This window comes from Micromonospora sp. ALFpr18c (assembly GCF_008868155.1).
Taxonomy (GTDB): domain Bacteria; phylum Actinomycetota; class Actinomycetes; order Mycobacteriales; family Micromonosporaceae; genus Micromonospora.
Genome location: NZ_WBKR01000052.1, coordinates 1 through 15,583 on the forward strand (window position 1 = coordinate 1; position 15,583 = coordinate 15,583).

A 15,583-nucleotide genomic window follows, 5' to 3' on the forward strand; every position below is an offset into this window, starting at 1 on the left:
GGCGTACCCGATGCAGGTCCCTGTCCGTGCGGCGACTGCCGTACGTCGACAGCGGCTGGTACCGGGGCGTGCCTCGATCCGGCACCGACGTCCGTGAGCGGGGCGTTCCTCGCCGGCCTGGTGGCCGGCTACGGCGTCGCCGTCCCGGTTGGCGCGATCGCCGTTCTCATCCTGGGGCTCAGTGCCCGTACCTCGTTTCGGGTCGGCGCCGCCGCGGCGCTCGCGGTGGCGACGGCCGACGGGCTCTACGCGGCGGTCGCCGCGCTCGGGGGCGCCGGCCTGGCCGGGGTCATCGCGCCGGTCGCCGGCCCGCTGCGGGTGGTCGCCGCCGTGGTGTTGCTGGGGCTCGCCGCGCACGGCCTGTGGCGGACCTGGTCGGCGCACCGGTCGGGTCGGCCGCCGTCGGCCCGCGTCGGGCGGGGCATGGGTACGCCGGGGCGGGCCTACGCGGCGCTGCTCGGGCTGACCCTGTTGAACCCGACCACGGTGCTCTACTTCACCGCGCTGGTGCTCGGCCGTCGGGGCACGGCCGATCCGGGCGCGGTCCCGGTGGCGCTGTTCGTGGCCGGTGTGTTCCTGGCGTCGGCGAGTTGGCAGTTGCTCATCGCCGGCGGTGGCACGGTCGTCGGCCGGGCGTTGACCGGACCGCGCGGTCGGCTCGTCACCGGCCTGGTGTCCAGCGCGCTCATCGCCGCGCTGGCGGTGGTCGCGCTGCTGCCGGGCTGAGCGCCACCGCCCGGCCGTCCGGGCGGGGCCATTGTGCCGTACGGTCGGACGGTGACCAGTCGACCCGCAGCCGGGGGCGGCCGGTGGGTCGAGGTCGATCCGGCCCGCGTGGGCCGCTGGGTCGAGGGCTTCGCCGACCGGCACGGCCCGCACACCACCACCGAGCGGGAGTACGGCCTGCTGCTCACCGCCTCCGACGGAACGACCGCCGAGCTGTACGCCCCACCGGGTTCGCCGGCCGGCGTCGACGTGGCCGGGTTCGTGGCCGCCGCTGTCGCGCCCCGCCGGATCGGCCTGCTGCTGGCCCGCAAGGGCGCCGTGGCCATCGGTGTGGCCGAGGGCGCCGACCTGGTCGTCTCCAAGGTGGACACCCGGTACGTGCAGGGGCGCACCGCCGCGGGGGGATGGTCTCAGCACCGGTTCGCCCGGCGGCGAGACAACCAGGCCAAGGCGGCGCTCGGTGACGCGGCGGAGCTGGCCGTACGGCTGCTGTTGCCGGAGGCGGCGAGGCTCGCCGCGCTGGTGTGCGGCGGTGACCGGCGGGCGGTGGACACGGTGCTGGCGGACCGGCGGTTGGCCCCGCTCGTGCCGCTGCGGGCCGAGCGGCTGCTCGACGTGCCGGAGCCGCGGCACGCGGTGCTGGTCGCGGCGGTGGGCGCGGCCCGGGCGGTACGGATCCGGCTGCGCGACCCGGCACCCGACCGCCCGGAGTGACGGCAGGGTCTGCCGCAGGGGAGATCACCGCCACGCGGAGCGGGGTTCCCGGCGTGCCGTCACGGCGGTGGCCGGAGGATGGGTGTGTGGAGTTTCTGGTGGACATGGTGACGACGGTGCCGGAGGGCACGTCGGAGGACGAGGTCGCCGACATGCGCCGGCGTGAGGCGGCGCGCTCGGCCGAGCTGACGGCGCAGGGCAGTCTCCGCCGGTTGTGGCGTCCGCCGCTGGCGCCGGGGGAGTGGCGTACGTGGGGACTCTTCCAGGCCGACGACGCGGAGGAGCTGGACGTGGTGCTCGCGTCGATGCCGCTGCGTGCCTGGCGGCGCGAGACCGTGACGCCGTTGACACCGCACCCGAACGACCCGGGTCAGCCGTCTCGCTGAGCCGGTGGGCTCGCCACCAGCATGGAGATCATCATGTCCAGTTCCGAGGCGCAGATCCTGCGGACCGTCCTCGATCGGTGGAAGTCGGCGGTCGACGCCCACGAGCCGGAGCGTGTCGCGTCGTACTTCACCAGCGATGCGATCTTTTAGGGGCTGCACCCGTACCCGGTGGGCCGCGCCGGGGTTGCCGAGTACTACGCGGGCCAGCCGCTGGGTCTGACCGCCGCGTACGACATCCGGGAGACCCGGCGCCTGGCCGACGACGTGGTCCTCGGCTACCTGGCGGTGGAGTTCGGCTTCACCGACCGGCCAACCCTGACGGTCAACCTGGGTGTGCTCCTGCGCCGGATCAACAATGACTGGCAGATCAGCCACTACCAGGTGTCACAGCTCCCCTGACCAGCGCGCGTCGGTCAGCGCGCGTCGGTCGGCGGGTCGATCATGGAGTTGTGGTGGTGGACGAAGGCCGTTCATGCCCGCATACCGGGCACCACAACTCCATGATCGACGCTGCCGGGGTCAGAGCTGGTCGGTGCCGAAGGTGTCGCAGGTCTTCGGGTCGCCGCGGTCGTAGCCCTGGGTGAACCAGCGCTTGCGCTGCTCGGACGTGCCGTGGGTGAACTGGTCCGGGTTGACCTGCCCGCCGGAGCGCTCCTGGATGCTGTCGTCACCGATCGCCTCGGCGGTCTCGACGGCCTGGCTGATGTCGGTTTCGGTGATGGACTTGAACAGCGGCTCCTGGCCGGTCTTGTCCTTGCTCTCGGTGGCGTGCTTGGCCCAGGCGCCGGCGTAGCAGTCGGCCTGCAACTCCAGCCGCACGGAGGCGGACTTGGGGCCGCTCTGGTCGCCCTGGCCGGCCTTGGCGTTGGTGCCGAGCAGGTTCTGGATGTGGTGGCCGTACTCGTGGGCGAGCACGTAGGGCTGGGCGAACTCGCCCTTGGCGCCGAACCGGGACGCCAGCTCCTCGTAGAAGCTCAGGTCGATGTACACCTGCTTGTCGGCCGGGCAGTAGAACGGGCCGACACCCGCGTCGGCCTGGCCGCAGCCGGTGTTCACCGCCTGCTGGAAGAAGTTGGTGTCGGTCGGCTCGTAGCTGCCCTTGCCCACCTCCGGGTACGCCTTCTGCCAGTACGCCTGGATGCTGTTGACGTAGAGCGCGTTGCGGCAGCGCAGGTCCTCGAAGCGCTGGGGGTTGTCGCGGGAGCACACCTGCTCCAGGTCGCTGCCGCCGGCCTGGCCGCCCTCGTCGCCGTTGGTCATCGCGTTGAGGCCGAAGCCGCCACCGAGCAGCGCGATGAGCACGGCCACCACGATGCCGATGATGCCGCCCCGGCCGCCGCCACCCGGGATCGGGATGCCCATGCCACCGCCGGATCCGCCACCGCGGCCCACGTCGTTGACCTGCGAGGTGTCGATTTCCGCCCGCTCGTTGAGTTCCATGGTGACCCCGATCGCCGTATGCCGGTGAGTGTCGTCTGTGTGTCGTTGTGTCGCGTGAGTGCCGGACGGGGTCCGGACAGGCGTTCCGGTACCCGATGATCTTGATCGGTAATCCGGGCGGGTCGCTCGGGAGCGCCCGGTACACTTGTCCCCGTGCCGCGCTGCGAAGGCTGAACCGCCCCGCGCCGACGGGCTCCAACCGCCCGCCGGCGCTTTCGCGTGCCCTGAGTCAGCCTTCCAGACCCCGAGAGCGAGTCCCACGAGATGATCACTGCCACCGGCCTGGAGTTGCGTGCCGGCTCCCGGATCCTGCTGTCCGACACCACCCTGCGGGTGCAGCCCGGTGATCGGATCGGCCTGGTCGGCCGCAACGGCGCCGGCAAGACCACCACGCTGAAGGTGCTCGCCGGCGAGGGGCAGCCCTACGCCGGGCAGATCGACCAGCGCAGCGCGATCGGCTACCTCCCGCAGGACCCGCGCACCGGCGACCTGGAGGTCACCGGCCGCGACCGGGTGCTCTCCGCGCGCGGCCTGGACGTGCTGATGGCCCAGATGCAGGAGCTCGAGGCCCGCCTCGCCGAGGACACCGACGAGAAGCTGGTCCGCCGCTACGGCGCGCTGGAGGACCAGTTCGCCGCCCTCGGCGGGTACGCGGCCGAGGCCGAGGCCGCCCGGATCTGCGCCAACCTGGGCCTGCCCGACCGCGCGCTCGCCCAGACCATCGGCACCCTCTCCGGCGGCCAGCGCCGACGCATCGAGCTGGCCCGGATCCTGTTCCGCGACGCCGGCGAGAACGGCGGCGGCATCCTGCTGCTCGACGAGCCCACCAACCACCTCGACGCCGACTCGATCACCTGGCTGCGCGGCTTCCTCGCCAACCACAAGGGCGGCCTGATCGTGATCTCCCACGACGGCGCGCTGTTGGAGTCGGTGGTCAACAAGGTCTGGTTCCTGGACGCCACCCGATCCGTCGTCGACGTGTACAACCTGGGCTGGAAGGCGTACCTGGACGCCCGCGAGACCGACGAGCGGCGTCGCCGCCGGGAGCGGGCCAACGCGGAGAAGAAGGCCGGCGCGTTGATGGCGCAGGCCGACAAGATGCGCGCCAAGGCCACCAAGACCGTCGCCGCGCAGAACATGGCCCGCCGTGCCGAGAAGCTGATCTCGGGCCTGGATGAGGTGCGGGTCGCCGACCGGGTGGCCAAGGTGCGCTTCCCCAGCCCGGCCCCGTGCGGCAAGACGCCGCTCACCGCGACCGGCCTGTCCAAGTCGTACGGCTCGCTGGAAATCTTCACCGACGTCAACGTGGCGGTGGACCGGGGCTCCCGGGTGGCCATCCTCGGGCTCAACGGCGCCGGCAAGACGACCCTGCTGCGGATGCTCGGCGGGCTGCTCACCCCGGACACCGGAGAGGTGCACGCGGGGCACGGCCTGCGGCTGGGCTACTACGCCCAGGAGCACGAGACGTTGGACGTGGAGCGGACGGTGCTGGAGAACATGCGCGCCGCCGCCGTCGAGCAGTCCGACACCGACCTGCGCAAGATCCTCGGCGCGTTCCTGTTCTCCGGCGACGACGTGAACAAGCCCGCCGGGGTGCTCTCCGGCGGTGAGAAGACCCGGCTGGCGCTGTCCACCCTGGTCTGTTCCGGCGCCAACGTGCTGCTGCTCGACGAGCCGACGAACAACCTCGACCCGGTCAGCCGCGAGCAGGTGCTCGACGCCATCGCCAACTATCCCGGCGCGATCGTGCTGGTCACGCACGACCCGGGCGCGGTGCTCGCGCTCAAGCCGGACCGCGCGATCCTGCTGCCCGACGGCGACGAGGACGCCTGGAGCGACGACCTGCTCGAGCTGGTCGAGCTGGCCTGACCGGGCCGGCTCGGGCCGTCGCCGGCGGTCGAGCCTCGCCCTCAGCCGAGCAGGTCGACCAGCCGGCCGAGCACGCCGGAGCTGGCCAGGATCACCACCCCGATGCCGATGAAGATCGCCGGCACCAGCCAGTGGCCCGCGCGTTCGACCAGGCGGACCACGCGGGGGTGCCCGCCCAGCCAGGCGGCGGCGGCGCACCACAGCGCGATGAGCAGCACGAATATCAGCAGGAAGTTCGCGATGCCGCTCGTGCCGAGGGCCCGGAACACGGGTACGTAGACGGCCACGTTGTCGGCGCCGTTCGCGATCGTCACCCCGGCCACGCCGAGGGCGCCGGTGACGACGGTGGCCGGGCCGTCGTCGTCGGAGGTGCGCAACGCGCGGACGCCCAACGCGATCGGCAGCAGGCCGAGCAGCCCGGTCCACGGGTCCGGCACCACCAGCAGCCCGGCCGCGACCACCGCGCTGGCCAGCGCGAGCGCGCCGATACCGAGGTACTGGCCGGCGACGATCTGCCAGGGGCGGGGTCGACCGGTGGTGCGGGCCGCCACGAAGAACAGCGTCAGGATGACGATGTCGTCGATGTCGGTGGCGGCGAAGACCACCGCGGCGCCGGCTGCGGTGCCCAACAGGTCGATCATGGCCGAAGGTTACGGGTCGCCGGCGGGTGTCGCCGTACCGCGGGTGGTACGCCTGGACGGTGCGACGCGACGGATCGCCGGCATCACGCTATCGGGAAGCTGACATTGCATAGCGTGTCGGTTGGCGAAGAGTTGATATCTGGCGCATGATCGTTCGAGGCGGTCTAATAGGTGTGACCGTATCCGAACCGCACAGTCTGGGACGTGAGGACACAGCATGGCAGCCACTGGCACAGCCACCAGCACTGAGAAGGGTCGCCGGATCGTCGGAGCCGAGCGTCAGACGCTCGCCAAGGACCTCGTCAAGCGGTACACCTCGGGGGAGAGCATCCGCGCGTTGGCGGCCTCGACCGGCCGTTCCTACGGGTTCATCCACCGAGTGCTCACCGAGTCCGGGGTTCAGCTGCGCCAGCGCGGCGGTGCCCGGCGCCGCAAGAAGGCGTGACCCGCCGCTCAGCGTCGTCCACCAGCGCCGCGCCCCGGGCCGCCCGGTGACCGCCGAGGCGACCGGGGTCCGGCTGACCTGCGACGGGCCGGTTGCCACGGTGACGTTGTGCCGGCCCGACGTGCTCAACGCCCAGACGCCCGCGATGTGGCGCGCCATGAGTGACTTCTCGCGGGACCTGCCCGGCGACGTGCGGGTGGTGGTGGTCCGTGGCGAGGGGCGCGCGTTCTCCGCCGGCCTCGACCTCGCGGTGGCCGGTGCGTCCGGTCCAGGGTCGTTCGCTGAGCTGGCCACGCTGCCCGAGCAGGAGTGCGCGGACCGGATCGCCGAGTTCCAGGCGGGTTTCACCTGGCTGCACCGCCCGGACGTCATCTCGGTCGCGGCCGTGCAGGGCCACGCGATCGGTGCTGGATTCCAACTGGCGCTGGCCTGTGACCTGCGGGTGCTCGCCGCCGACGCCAAGCTGTCGATGGCCGAGGTGACCCTCGGCCTGGTGCCCGACCTGGCCGGCACGAAGCGCCTCGTCGAACTGGTCGGCTACTCCCCGGCGCTGGAGATCTGCGCGACCGGCCGCCGGCTGGACGCCGCCGAGGCGGACCGGATCGGGCTGGCCACCCTGGTCGTACCCCCGGCCGAGCTGGACGGCGCGGTCCGTGACCTGACCGCGGGCCTGCTCGCGGGCGCCCGCGACGCCGTGGTGGAGATCAAGGCTCTGCTCGCCGGTGCGGCCGGGCGGTCGCACGCCGACCAGCAGCGGGCCGAGCGGGAGGCGCAGACCCGCCGGCTGCGTGACCTCGCCGGCCAGGGAGAATAGTAAGGACCGCGCGGGAAGATCCGGGTTACGGCCGAGGTTGTCAGAGTCGTCGGGAGAATTGACCTGACGGTGCGGTCCGCCCGACGATGACCCGGAGGTGAACGGTGTCCAACCCGATGTCCGGCGGTGGCATGGCGGGGTGGAGCATGCTCCGGTCGATGCGCAACCGCGACGAGGTTTCCACCCATCGGCTCAAGCGCGGGGTGGCCCGGCGCATCGTGGCCTTCGCCCAGCCGTACCGGCGCGACATCATCGTCTTCCTGGCCACCGTGGTGCTGGCCGCCATCATCGGCGTGGCCACTCCGGTGCTCGCCGGCGACGTGATCAACGCGATCAACCGGGGTGGCACCGAGGCCGGCCGGCTGGTGGTGCGGCTGGCCCTGTTCATCGCCGCGCTGGCGGTCGCCGACGCGCTGCTGTCGCTGGCCCAACGGTGGTATTCGGCCCGCATCGGCGAGGGCATCATCCTCGACCTGCGCACCCGGGTCTACGACCACGTGCAGCGGATGCCGTTGCAGTTCTTCACCCGCACCCAGACCGGCGCCCTGGTCAGCCGACTCAACAACGACGTGCTCGGCGCGCAGCGGGCGTTCACCTCGACCCTGTCCGGCGTGGTCAGCAACGTTATCCAGCTGGTCCTCACCGCCGCGGTGATGTTCACCCTCTCCTGGCAGATCACCGCGCTCTCGTTGGTGCTGCTGCCGATTTTCATCATTCCGGCCCGGCGGGTCGGCCGCCGGCTGGCCGACATCACCCGCGAGGCGTACAACCTCGACGCCAAGATGAACGCGACGATGACCGAGCGGTTCGGGGTGGCCGGCGCGCTGCTGGTGAAACTGTTCGGTCAGCCCGAGATCGAGGCGCGACGGTTCGCCGGGCGGGCCGAGCGGGTCCGCGACATCGGCATCCAGTCCGCCATGTACTCGCGGACGTTCTTCGTGGCGATGCTCCTGGTCGCCTCGCTGGCGCAGGCGCTCACCTACGGCCTCGGCGGTTGGCTCGCGGTGACCGGCGGCGTCAGCGCGGGCACCGTCGTGACCCTCGCGCTGCTGCTCACCCGCCTGTACGGGCCGCTCACCGCGCTGTCCAACGTCCGGGTCGACGTGATGAGCGCGCTGGTCTCCTTCGACCGCGTCTTCGAGGTGCTCGACCTGAAGCCGGGCATCGTGGAGAAGCCCGACGCGGTGCCGGTGCCCCGCGGCACCGGCCGGGTCGACTTCCGCGACGTGCGGTTCCGCTATCCGAGCGCCGCCGAGATCTCCCTCGCCTCACTGGAGGAGGTCGCCACCCTCGACCGGACGGTCAACGAGCCGGTCCTCAAGGGTGTCTCGTTCAGCGTCGAGCCGGGGCAGATGGTCGCCCTGGTCGGTCCGTCCGGCGCCGGCAAGTCGACGCTGTCCATGCTCATCTCCCGCATCTACGACGTCACCGACGGGCAGGTGCTGGTCGGCGGGGTGGACGTGCGCGACGCGACGCTCGCCTCCCTGCGCGACGAGATCGGCGTCGTCACCCAGGATTCGCACCTGTTCCACGAGACGATCGCCGAGAACCTGCGTTACGCCAAGCCCGACGCCACCGACGACGAGATCTGGGCCGCGCTGGCCGGCGCCCAGGTGGCCGACCTGGTCCGGTCGCTGCCGGACGGGCTGGACACGACGGTGGGGGAGCGCGGCTACCGCTTCTCCGGCGGCGAGAAGCAGCGCATCGCCATCGCGCGACTGCTGCTCAAGGCCCCGTCGATCGTGATCCTCGACGAGGCGACCGCACACCTGGATTCGGAGAGCGAGGCCGCGGTGCAGCGGGCACTGTCGGTGGCGCTGGCCGGACGTACCGCCCTGGTCATCGCGCACCGGCTCTCCACCGTCCGCGACGCCGACCAGATTCTCGTCCTCGACGGCGGGCGGATCGTCGAGCGGGGCCGGCACGACGAGCTGGTCGCGGTCGGCGGGCTCTACGCCGAGCTGTACCGCACCCAGTTCGCGGTCGCCGACTCGCCGAGGCCGTTCGTGGACGCGACCGGTCCCGAGCCGGTGGTCATGCCGCTGGGCACGTACGTCGCGGACGAGGCGATGCCCCCCGCCGCCGCCAACTGACCTCCCGGGAGAGTCCGGCCTGGTCGCGGCGGCTCAAGCGACGGCCACGGTGGCCGTGTCGTCGGCGCAGGGGTCGGCTCGGGTGTCGGCGATCTTTCCGGCTGTTGCGGGATTTGCTGGGGCGGCGCGTCGACCGCCTGTGGGGTGCGCGCACGCTTTGGAGTTGATGTCGCAAACGAATCAGGCCACCGCGGGGGCGATGAGATTCGTTGGCGGCATCAACTCCAGAGGATCCGCGAGGCATACCGGCCCTCGGCCTGAAGCAGACCCCGGCCCGCGAGCCGACCCGGCCGAGCCGAGCCGAGCCGACCCGGCCGAGCCGAGCCGACCCGGCCGAGCCGAGCCGACCCGGCCGAGCCGACCCGGCCGAGCCGAGCCGCCCTGGCCGAGCCGAGCCGAGCCGACCCGGCCTGGCCTGGCCGACCCGAGCGTGGTGGCGACGGCGTCAGGTCGGGCGGCGGTCCGGCAGACCCGTGGCGCCCCGCAGCTCGGCGAACGCCAGACCCAGGGTGACCGGGGTGAAGTGCGCGTTCAGGCCACTCGGATTCGGCAGCACCCACAGCCGGGCGCCGGCCAGCGACTCCGGTTGCGGCCCGAAGGTGGCCTTGGGCCGTTGAAAACCGATCCGGTACGCGGTCACTCCGACCACCGCCACCCAGCGTGGACGGTACCGGGCCACCGTGTCGGTCAGGATCGTGGCACCGTCGAGGAGTTCCTCGGTGCTCAGCTCGTCGGCGCGGGCGCTGGCCCGGGCGGCCATGTTGGTGATGCCGAGCCCGAGGGCGGGCAGCTCGCCCTGTTCGCTCGGGTGCAGCTGCCGCGGGGTGAACCCGCCCCCGTGCAGCGCCGGCCAGAACCGGTTGCCGGGTCGGGCGAAGTGCCACCCGGTGGCGGCCGACCAGAGGCCGGGGTTGATGCCCACGAAGAGCACCGCCAGCCCCGGCGCGAGCACGTCGGGGATGGTCCGGTCCGCGGCGGCGGCCAGCTCCGCCTTGGTCGGCCGGGGGTGCGTGGCGGCAGAACCGACACGGCGGGCCGGGTCGGGCGGCACATCCGAGGCTCGGCGGGCCGGGTCGGGGGGCACGTCCGAGGCTCGGCGGGCCGCGCCGGGGGTCACAGGCCGCGCAGCGCGCCGCCGTCGACCGGCACGGTGAGACCGGTCAGGTAGCTGGCGGCGGGGGAGAGCACGAACGCGGCCACCCGGCCGAACTCGGCCGGGTCGGCGATGCGCCGCAGCGGAATGCTGGCCTCGGCCTCGGCGCGGGCCCGCTCCGGGTCACCGGTCGCGGCGAACAGTTCGCGGTTGCGGTCGGTCATGATCCGCCCGGGCAGCAGGCCGACCACCCGCACGCCGCGCGGGCCGTAGTCGTCGGCGACGTCCTTGGCGACGCCGACCAGCCCGGGCCGCAGGCCGTTGGAGATGCCGAGGCCGGGCACCGGCCCCCGGGCGGACGTGGAGAGCACCAGCCCGATCGCGCCGCCGTCGGGCAGCGCGCCGGCGATCGTCCGCACGGCGCGGACGGTGCCCAGGAAGACGGTCTCGAAGGAGATCCGCCACTGCTCGTCGCTGATCGACGCGGCGTTGCCGGCCGGGGGGCCGCCGACCGAGATCAGCGCGCCGTCGATCCGACCGAAGTGCTCCCGGGCCGCCGCGACGAGCCGCTCCGGGGTCTGCGGGTCGGCCAGGTCCGCGGTGACGCCGACCGCCCGATCCGGGCCACCCAGGCGCTCGGCGGCGGTGGCCACCGCGTCGGCGTCGCGAGCCGAGAGCACCACCCGCGCGCCGTCGGCGACCAGGCACTCCGCCGTCGCGTAACCCAGGCCGCGGGAGGCACCGGTGAGCACGTACACGCGGTCGGTCAGTCCGAGATCCATGACGCCGATCCTGCCGCATCCGGGACGCGCCCGCCAACGTTGACGGGCGGCGCGGGTGGACGTCGGGCGGGGCGCAGCAGGCGTACCCGACCGGCGATCTGCACCGCGACGGCGCCGCCGGCGCGGGCAACCGCCGGCAGCCGGCGCGGACGTGGCGGTGTGTGCCCGTCGTAGCGCAGGCCCGCCTCCCGGGCGGCCAGTTCCTCCGCACCCGCCGGGGGTAGGAGGCCCTGCTCGCGCAGCTCCCGGGCCAGGTCCCACCCGTCGCGCAGCGAACCGGCCGGGGGCCGGTCGGACGCCCAGCGGGCGAACGTCGCCGGCCACTCGGGGCCGAGGCCGGCGGCGAGCAGCGGCCAGTGCCGGGCCACCTCGCCGGCCCGCTTGCGCAGCAGCGCCGTGCGGGTGGCGGCCAACGGCCCCGGCGCGAACCCGGCCGGCGGTGCGCCCCCGGCGACGAGCGCCGCGACCAGCTCAGCCTGCCGTTCGGCGAGCCCCGCGCGAGGCGTGGTGCCGCTCATGTCACGGCCGGGAAGCCGGCGGCGGTGGCCAGGGCGTCCAACTCGGCGCGCAGGTCGGCGGCCGGTGGATAGCCGCCGTCGCGTTCCAGCAGCAGCGCAGGCGGCCGCCGTCGTGCGCAGAGTTCGCCGACCAGCTCCAGCACCGGCGTCGGCACCGGGTCGGTGTGCGTGTCGTGGTAGTAGCCGCCGTGCTCCGACCCGCCGGCGACGTGCGCGTACCCGATCCGGTCCAGCGGCAGGCGGTCGAGCAGCGCGAGCGGGTCGGCGCCCCGGTTGCGGGCGTTGGCGTACACGTTGGCGACGTCGAGCAGCAGCAGCGCACCGGTCCGGTCCAGGATCTCGGTGAGGAAGTCCGCCTCGTTCAGCTCGTCGTCGGGCCAGTCGACGAGTGCGGCGATCGGTTCCAGCGCGATTGGCACGGACAGCTCGGCCTGCACCCGGGCCACGTTGGCGCAGACCGCGTCGACCGCCTCCCGGCTGCGGGGCAGCGGCAGCAGGTGCCCGGCCTCCACGCCGCCGGCCCGGACGAAGGCGATGTGTTCGCTGACCAGCGGGGCGTCGACGCGCTGCGCCACCGCCGCCAGGTGGGCGACCCGGGCCGGGTCGACCGGCTCGGCGCCGCCGAGCGAGAGACGCACCCCGTGGGGTACGACGGTCACCGCCCGGTCGCGCAGCTGTGCCAGACCCGGCGGGAGCGGCCCGGTCGCGGGTACCGACTCCGCCACCACCTCGACGAAACGCAGCCCGGGCAGTTCGGCCACGAACCCGGCGATCTCCGGGCGCCAGCCGATCCCGACGCCGTACGGGTCGGTCATCCGCCGCACCCGCCTCCGCCTCCGCCGCACCCGCCACCCCCGCCGCACGAGCTGCCGCCGCCGGAGCTGTCCCCACCGCCGGACGATCCGTCGGAGCCTGCGGCCCAGCCGCTGCCGGATGCGGCCTGGCGCTGGATCTCGGCCTGCTCGGCGAAGCCCGGGTCGAGGGCCCAGAGCGACGCGGTGCCGTACAGGGCCACGCCCATCGCCGCGCCGCCCGCCCCGTAGGTGGCGTACGCCGGGGCGGAGGCCGGCGCCAGGTGGGCATGCTGCCGGCGGGTGTCGCGCAACGCCGCGCGACCGGCGCGGGTGGTCTGCGGTACGCGCCAGAGCACCACGACCGCCACCAGCACCGCGATCAGGGTGAGTGCCAGATAGCCGATCGCCCGCCCGTTCTCCAGGCCGGCGACCAGCCGCACCACACCCAGCACCAGCAGGCCGGCGATGACCCGGGCCCAGCGCCGAGCGGCGGACCGCTGTGCCTCACTCGCCAGCAGTCCGCGCTGCTCCAGGCCGGTGCGCAGCTGGTCGAGGGCGGTGCGCACCCGATGGTCCTGCGGCAGGTCCCGGGCCCGGAGGTGATTGTGGGCAGCCCAGTGGATGGCCTGGTCCAGTGGAGTGAGACCGGTGGGCTCGGCACCGACGGTGGTCAGCCGACGGTCCGGTCGTACGCCGATCGCGCCGCTGCCGCGCAGCCCGCCGAGCGCGGCGTGCGTGGCGAGGGCGGGTCCGCCGTTGAGGTACGCGACCTGCTGTGGACCGAGCGGGTCGGCCGGGGTGGCCGCCGGTCCGGCGAGCAGGCGGACCCGGTGGAACACCGCGAGCGCCACCACCAGGGCGGCGGCCACGAGGTAGAACCGGAGGAAGGTCGGGCCGGGGATGCCCCAGGTGTCGCCCGACGCGGCGAGGTCGGTCATCGGCTGCTCCTGTCACCGGAGGGATCGGCGGGCCCCATTGTGGAGCAGCGCCGCCACGGTCCCCGCGCCGGTGCCCGGCGGTGCCGATCAGCGGCGGCGGACCGCCTCCTCGACCAGGTCCAGCACCGGGCCCAGGTCGCCGGCGGGCCGGCCCATGGCCAGGTGCAGCACCAGCCCGTCGTAGGCCAGCTCCAGGAACTGGGCGAGCACGTCGATGGGTACGTCCTCGCGCAGCACGCCGGCGTCGCGCTGTCGGGCCAGCCGGTCCCGGGTCGCCTCGGCGATCGCGGCGGACCGTTCCGCCCAGCGGCGGGCGAACGCCGGGTCGGTGCGCAGCCGGCGGGACACCTCCAGTTGGCTGCCGAGCCAGCCGGTGGTGTCCGGGGAGACCGCCCGGGCCAGCAGGTCGCGCATGACCTGCACCAGCCCGTTACGGGCCACCGTCTCGACCATGACGGCGGCGTCGTCCTCGGCGACGGCCAGGAAGAGCGAGTCCTTGTCCCGGAAGTGGTGGAAGATGGCGCCACGGGAGAGCCCGGTGGCCTCCTCGAGGCGGCGTACGGTCGCCCCCTCGTAGCCGTGCCGGGCGAAACACGCCCGCGCGGCGGCGAGGATCTCCTGCCGGCGCGCGTCGAGCTGATCCTGGCTTACTCTGGGCACGCGTCGATCGTCGCAGGTCACCCCGGGCCGTGCAAACCGTACGTACGGCTTGGTAACGAGCCGTTTATCATCCTCCGGTGACCCCGCCCCACCCCGCGCCGTCCGCCCCGCTGACCGTCGCCACCGTCCAGGCCACGCCGACCCCCGGTGACGTCGCCGGCAACGCGCTCGCCGCCGCCGAGCTGGTCCGTCGCGCCGGTGGGCAGGGCGCCCGGGTCGCCGTCCTGCCCGAGTTGTACCTCTGCGCGTACCACCCGCCGACCCTCGCCGCCGACCCGGCCGGCACCGATGTCGCGGCCGATCCGATCGGAGCGGTCGCCGACCCCCGGCTCGACCCGCTGCGCGTCGCGGCGCGCGAGGCCGACGTCACGGTGCTCGTCGGTGCCGCCGCCCGCCACCCGGACGGCCGGCGGACCATCGCCGCGCTGGTGGTCGACCGGGCCGGCGCGATCCGCGTCGGGTACGACAAGCAGCAACTCTGGGGCGGCGAACGGGACCTGTTCGACGCCGGTGCACGGGGCGCCACGCTGCTCGTCGACGACTGGCGGCTCGGGTTGGGCATCTGCTACGACGGCTGCTTTCCGGAACACGCCCGGGCCGCCGCCCTCGACGGCGCGCACGCCTACCTGTGTCCCAGCGGATACCTGGCCGGCTCGGAGCACCGCCGGGACCTGTACTACGCCGCGCGGGCGCTGGACAACACCATGTTCGTGGTCTTCGCCAACGCGGTCGGGGGAGTCGACCCGTGGCGGTTCAACGGCGGCGCGGCGATCTACGACCCGCAGGGACGGGTGCTCGCCCGAGGCGCCGACGAGGGCACGGCGGTGCTGGTGGCGGCCCTGGACCCGGCCGAACTCGTGGCCACCCGGGCGGCTCATTCGATGCTCGCCGATCGGTTGCCGCACCAGGGCGATCCCCGGGGGTCAATGTCCGGTTGAGCCCATAGTCAGGTCGATACCGGCTGGACCTGTTGGCGGACACATCGGTCCCGTAGGGTGCCCGAGTGCCACTGCTCCTGCTGGACCTGGACAACACCCTGCTGGATCGGGCCGGGCCGTTCCGCCGCTGGGGTGAGCGCTTTCTGGACGGCATCGGCGCGCCCCCCACGGACATCGACTGGCTGCTCTCGGTCGACGCGGACGGCCTGACCGACCGCTGGGACCTGGCCGACGCGATCCGGGACCGCTACGAGCTGCGCATCCCCTCGATCGACCTGGTGGAGGAGCTGCACGACGGGGTGGTGGAGCAGACCCGGCTCGATCCGCTGACCGCCTGCGCGCTGCGGATCGCCGACGACGCGGGCTGGGTGCCGGTGGTGGTCTGCAACGGCACGGTACGCGTCGAGGACGCCAAGATCCGCCGTACCGGACTGGACCGCTACGTCGCGGACTGGGTGATCTCCGAGGAGGCCGGGGTCAGCAAACCCAACCCGCGGATCTTCGCGCTCGCCGCGCAGCGGGTCCGGATGCCACTGCGCGGCGCCTGGGTGGTCGGCGACAGTCCGGAGGCGGACATCGGCGGCGCCGCCGCGGTCGGACTGCCCAGCGTGTGGCTGCACCGCGGGCGTACCTGGTCGGATGTGCGGTTCGCGCCCAGTCGCACGGTGGACGGGCTGATCGCCGCGGTCGCCACCGTGCTGGCCGGCTGACGCGCGTCGCGGTAATTCGGTT

The 15,583-nt window shown here is 73.5% G+C and carries 18 protein-coding genes; 10 read left to right on the forward strand and 8 right to left on the reverse strand.

Features of this window, described 5'->3' with window-relative positions; genetic code table 11:
• Positions 1-93: 93 nt before the first annotated feature.
• The 4 genes from F8271_RS12260 to F8271_RS33085 all read left to right on the forward strand — a co-directional run bounded on the left by F8271_RS12260 (position 94) and on the right by F8271_RS33085 (position 2,225).
• Positions 94-726: a LysE family transporter gene (locus F8271_RS12260; RefSeq protein WP_151489821.1), complete on the forward strand. Its 633-nt coding sequence runs from the start codon at positions 94-96 to the stop codon at positions 724-726.
• Between the two features lie 51 nt (positions 727-777).
• On the forward strand, positions 778-1,440 hold the full coding sequence (locus F8271_RS12265) for an acVLRF1 family peptidyl-tRNA hydrolase (RefSeq protein WP_151489822.1): 663 nt from the start codon (positions 778-780) through the stop codon (positions 1,438-1,440).
• Positions 1,441-1,526: 86 nt separating this feature from the next.
• Positions 1,527-1,826 carry a muconolactone Delta-isomerase family protein gene (locus tag F8271_RS12270; RefSeq protein ID WP_151489823.1) on the forward strand — a complete coding sequence of 100 codons (300 nt, stop codon included), beginning with the start codon at positions 1,527-1,529 and terminating at the stop codon, positions 1,824-1,826.
• A gap of 168 nt (positions 1,827-1,994) precedes the next feature.
• Positions 1,995-2,225 (forward strand): hypothetical protein, encoded by a 231-nt coding sequence (locus F8271_RS33085; RefSeq protein ID WP_225854463.1) that lies wholly within the window; start codon positions 1,995-1,997, stop codon positions 2,223-2,225.
• 120 nt (positions 2,226-2,345) lie between these two features.
• On the opposite strand, the gene F8271_RS12280 is transcribed toward F8271_RS33085, so the two are convergent.
• Positions 2,346-3,266, reverse strand: a complete 921-nt coding sequence (locus F8271_RS12280; protein ID WP_151489824.1) for a neutral zinc metallopeptidase — start codon at positions 3,264-3,266, stop codon at positions 2,346-2,348.
• Between the two features lie 264 nt (positions 3,267-3,530).
• On the opposite strand from F8271_RS12280, the gene F8271_RS12285 reads away from it, so the two are divergent.
• Positions 3,531-5,135 carry an ABC-F family ATP-binding cassette domain-containing protein gene (locus F8271_RS12285; protein WP_151489825.1) on the forward strand — a complete coding sequence of 535 codons (1,605 nt, stop codon included), beginning with the start codon at positions 3,531-3,533 and terminating at the stop codon, positions 5,133-5,135.
• 41 nt (positions 5,136-5,176) lie between these two features.
• Here F8271_RS12285 and F8271_RS12290 read toward each other — a convergent pair whose 3' ends face one another.
• Entirely contained in the window at positions 5,177-5,776 is a 600-nt protein-coding gene (locus tag F8271_RS12290) for a cadmium resistance transporter (RefSeq protein ID WP_151489826.1), read from the reverse strand.
• Positions 5,777-5,993: 217 nt separating this feature from the next.
• Between F8271_RS12290 and F8271_RS12295 the strand changes: the two genes are divergently transcribed.
• The 3 genes from F8271_RS12295 to F8271_RS12305 all read left to right on the forward strand — a co-directional run bounded on the left by F8271_RS12295 (position 5,994) and on the right by F8271_RS12305 (position 9,128).
• A complete protein-coding gene (locus tag F8271_RS12295) occupies positions 5,994-6,221 on the forward strand; it encodes a helix-turn-helix domain-containing protein (RefSeq protein ID WP_007462679.1) in 228 nt (75 codons plus the stop codon).
• Positions 6,222-6,267: 46 nt separating this feature from the next.
• Complete coding sequence (locus F8271_RS12300; protein WP_151489827.1) at positions 6,268-7,035, forward strand: enoyl-CoA hydratase/isomerase family protein; 768 nt, start codon at positions 6,268-6,270, stop codon at positions 7,033-7,035.
• A gap of 116 nt (positions 7,036-7,151) precedes the next feature.
• Positions 7,152-9,128: an ABC transporter ATP-binding protein gene (locus tag F8271_RS12305; protein ID WP_151489846.1), complete on the forward strand. Its 1,977-nt coding sequence runs from the start codon at positions 7,152-7,154 to the stop codon at positions 9,126-9,128.
• Positions 9,129-9,573: 445 nt separating this feature from the next.
• Here F8271_RS12305 and mug read toward each other — a convergent pair whose 3' ends face one another.
• From mug to F8271_RS12335, 6 genes are all read right to left on the reverse strand, one after another.
• Positions 9,574-10,179, reverse strand: coding sequence for a G/U mismatch-specific DNA glycosylase (mug, locus tag F8271_RS12310; RefSeq protein WP_151489847.1), 606 nt, complete (start codon positions 10,177-10,179; stop codon positions 9,574-9,576).
• A gap of 62 nt (positions 10,180-10,241) precedes the next feature.
• Positions 10,242-11,003: an SDR family oxidoreductase gene (locus F8271_RS12315; protein ID WP_151489828.1), complete on the reverse strand. Its 762-nt coding sequence runs from the start codon at positions 11,001-11,003 to the stop codon at positions 10,242-10,244.
• Positions 10,988-11,521, reverse strand: a complete 534-nt coding sequence (locus F8271_RS12320; RefSeq protein ID WP_151489829.1) for a hypothetical protein — start codon at positions 11,519-11,521, stop codon at positions 10,988-10,990. The genes F8271_RS12315 and F8271_RS12320 overlap by 16 nt, the downstream gene beginning before the upstream one ends.
• Entirely contained in the window at positions 11,518-12,336 is an 819-nt protein-coding gene (locus tag F8271_RS12325) for a DUF692 domain-containing protein (RefSeq protein ID WP_151489830.1), read from the reverse strand. Before F8271_RS12325 ends, F8271_RS12320 begins: the two co-directional genes overlap by 4 nt.
• A complete protein-coding gene (locus F8271_RS12330; RefSeq protein WP_151489831.1) occupies positions 12,333-13,253 on the reverse strand; it encodes a TIGR04222 domain-containing membrane protein in 921 nt (306 codons plus the stop codon). The genes F8271_RS12325 and F8271_RS12330 overlap by 4 nt, the downstream gene beginning before the upstream one ends.
• Positions 13,254-13,340: 87 nt before the next feature.
• Positions 13,341-13,913 carry a TetR/AcrR family transcriptional regulator gene (locus F8271_RS12335; RefSeq protein WP_151489832.1) on the reverse strand — a complete coding sequence of 191 codons (573 nt, stop codon included), beginning with the start codon at positions 13,911-13,913 and terminating at the stop codon, positions 13,341-13,343.
• A 77-nt stretch (positions 13,914-13,990) separates the two neighbouring features.
• On the opposite strand from F8271_RS12335, the gene F8271_RS12340 reads away from it, so the two are divergent.
• Complete coding sequence (locus F8271_RS12340) at positions 13,991-14,851, forward strand: carbon-nitrogen hydrolase family protein (RefSeq protein WP_151489833.1); 861 nt, start codon at positions 13,991-13,993, stop codon at positions 14,849-14,851.
• Between the two features lie 65 nt (positions 14,852-14,916).
• Positions 14,917-15,561 (forward strand): HAD family hydrolase, encoded by a 645-nt coding sequence (locus F8271_RS12345; protein ID WP_151489834.1) that lies wholly within the window; start codon positions 14,917-14,919, stop codon positions 15,559-15,561.
• Positions 15,562-15,583 lie beyond the last annotated feature (22 nt).

Bases quoted from the DNA above. Each gene is read 5' to 3' on its own strand.
- F8271_RS12315 (WP_151489828.1), bottom strand. From the start codon at position 11,003: ATGGATCTCGGACTGACCGACCGCGTGTACGTGCTCACCGGTGCCTCC.
- F8271_RS12280 (WP_151489824.1), bottom strand. From the start codon at position 3,266: ATGGAACTCAACGAGCGGGCGGAAATCGACACCTCGCAGGTCAACGAC.
- F8271_RS12285 (WP_151489825.1), top strand. From the start codon at position 3,531: ATGATCACTGCCACCGGCCTGGAGTTGCGTGCCGGCTCCCGGATCCTG.
- F8271_RS12325 (WP_151489830.1), bottom strand. From the start codon at position 12,336: ATGACCGACCCGTACGGCGTCGGGATCGGCTGGCGCCCGGAGATCGCC.
- F8271_RS12305 (WP_151489846.1), top strand. From the start codon at position 7,152: ATGTCCGGCGGTGGCATGGCGGGGTGGAGCATGCTCCGGTCGATGCGC.
- F8271_RS12330 (WP_151489831.1), bottom strand. From the start codon at position 13,253: ATGACCGACCTCGCCGCGTCGGGCGACACCTGGGGCATCCCCGGCCCG.
- F8271_RS12295 (WP_007462679.1), top strand. From the start codon at position 5,994: ATGGCAGCCACTGGCACAGCCACCAGCACTGAGAAGGGTCGCCGGATC.
- F8271_RS12320 (WP_151489829.1), bottom strand. From the start codon at position 11,521: ATGAGCGGCACCACGCCTCGCGCGGGGCTCGCCGAACGGCAGGCTGAG.
- F8271_RS12290 (WP_151489826.1), bottom strand. From the start codon at position 5,776: ATGATCGACCTGTTGGGCACCGCAGCCGGCGCCGCGGTGGTCTTCGCC.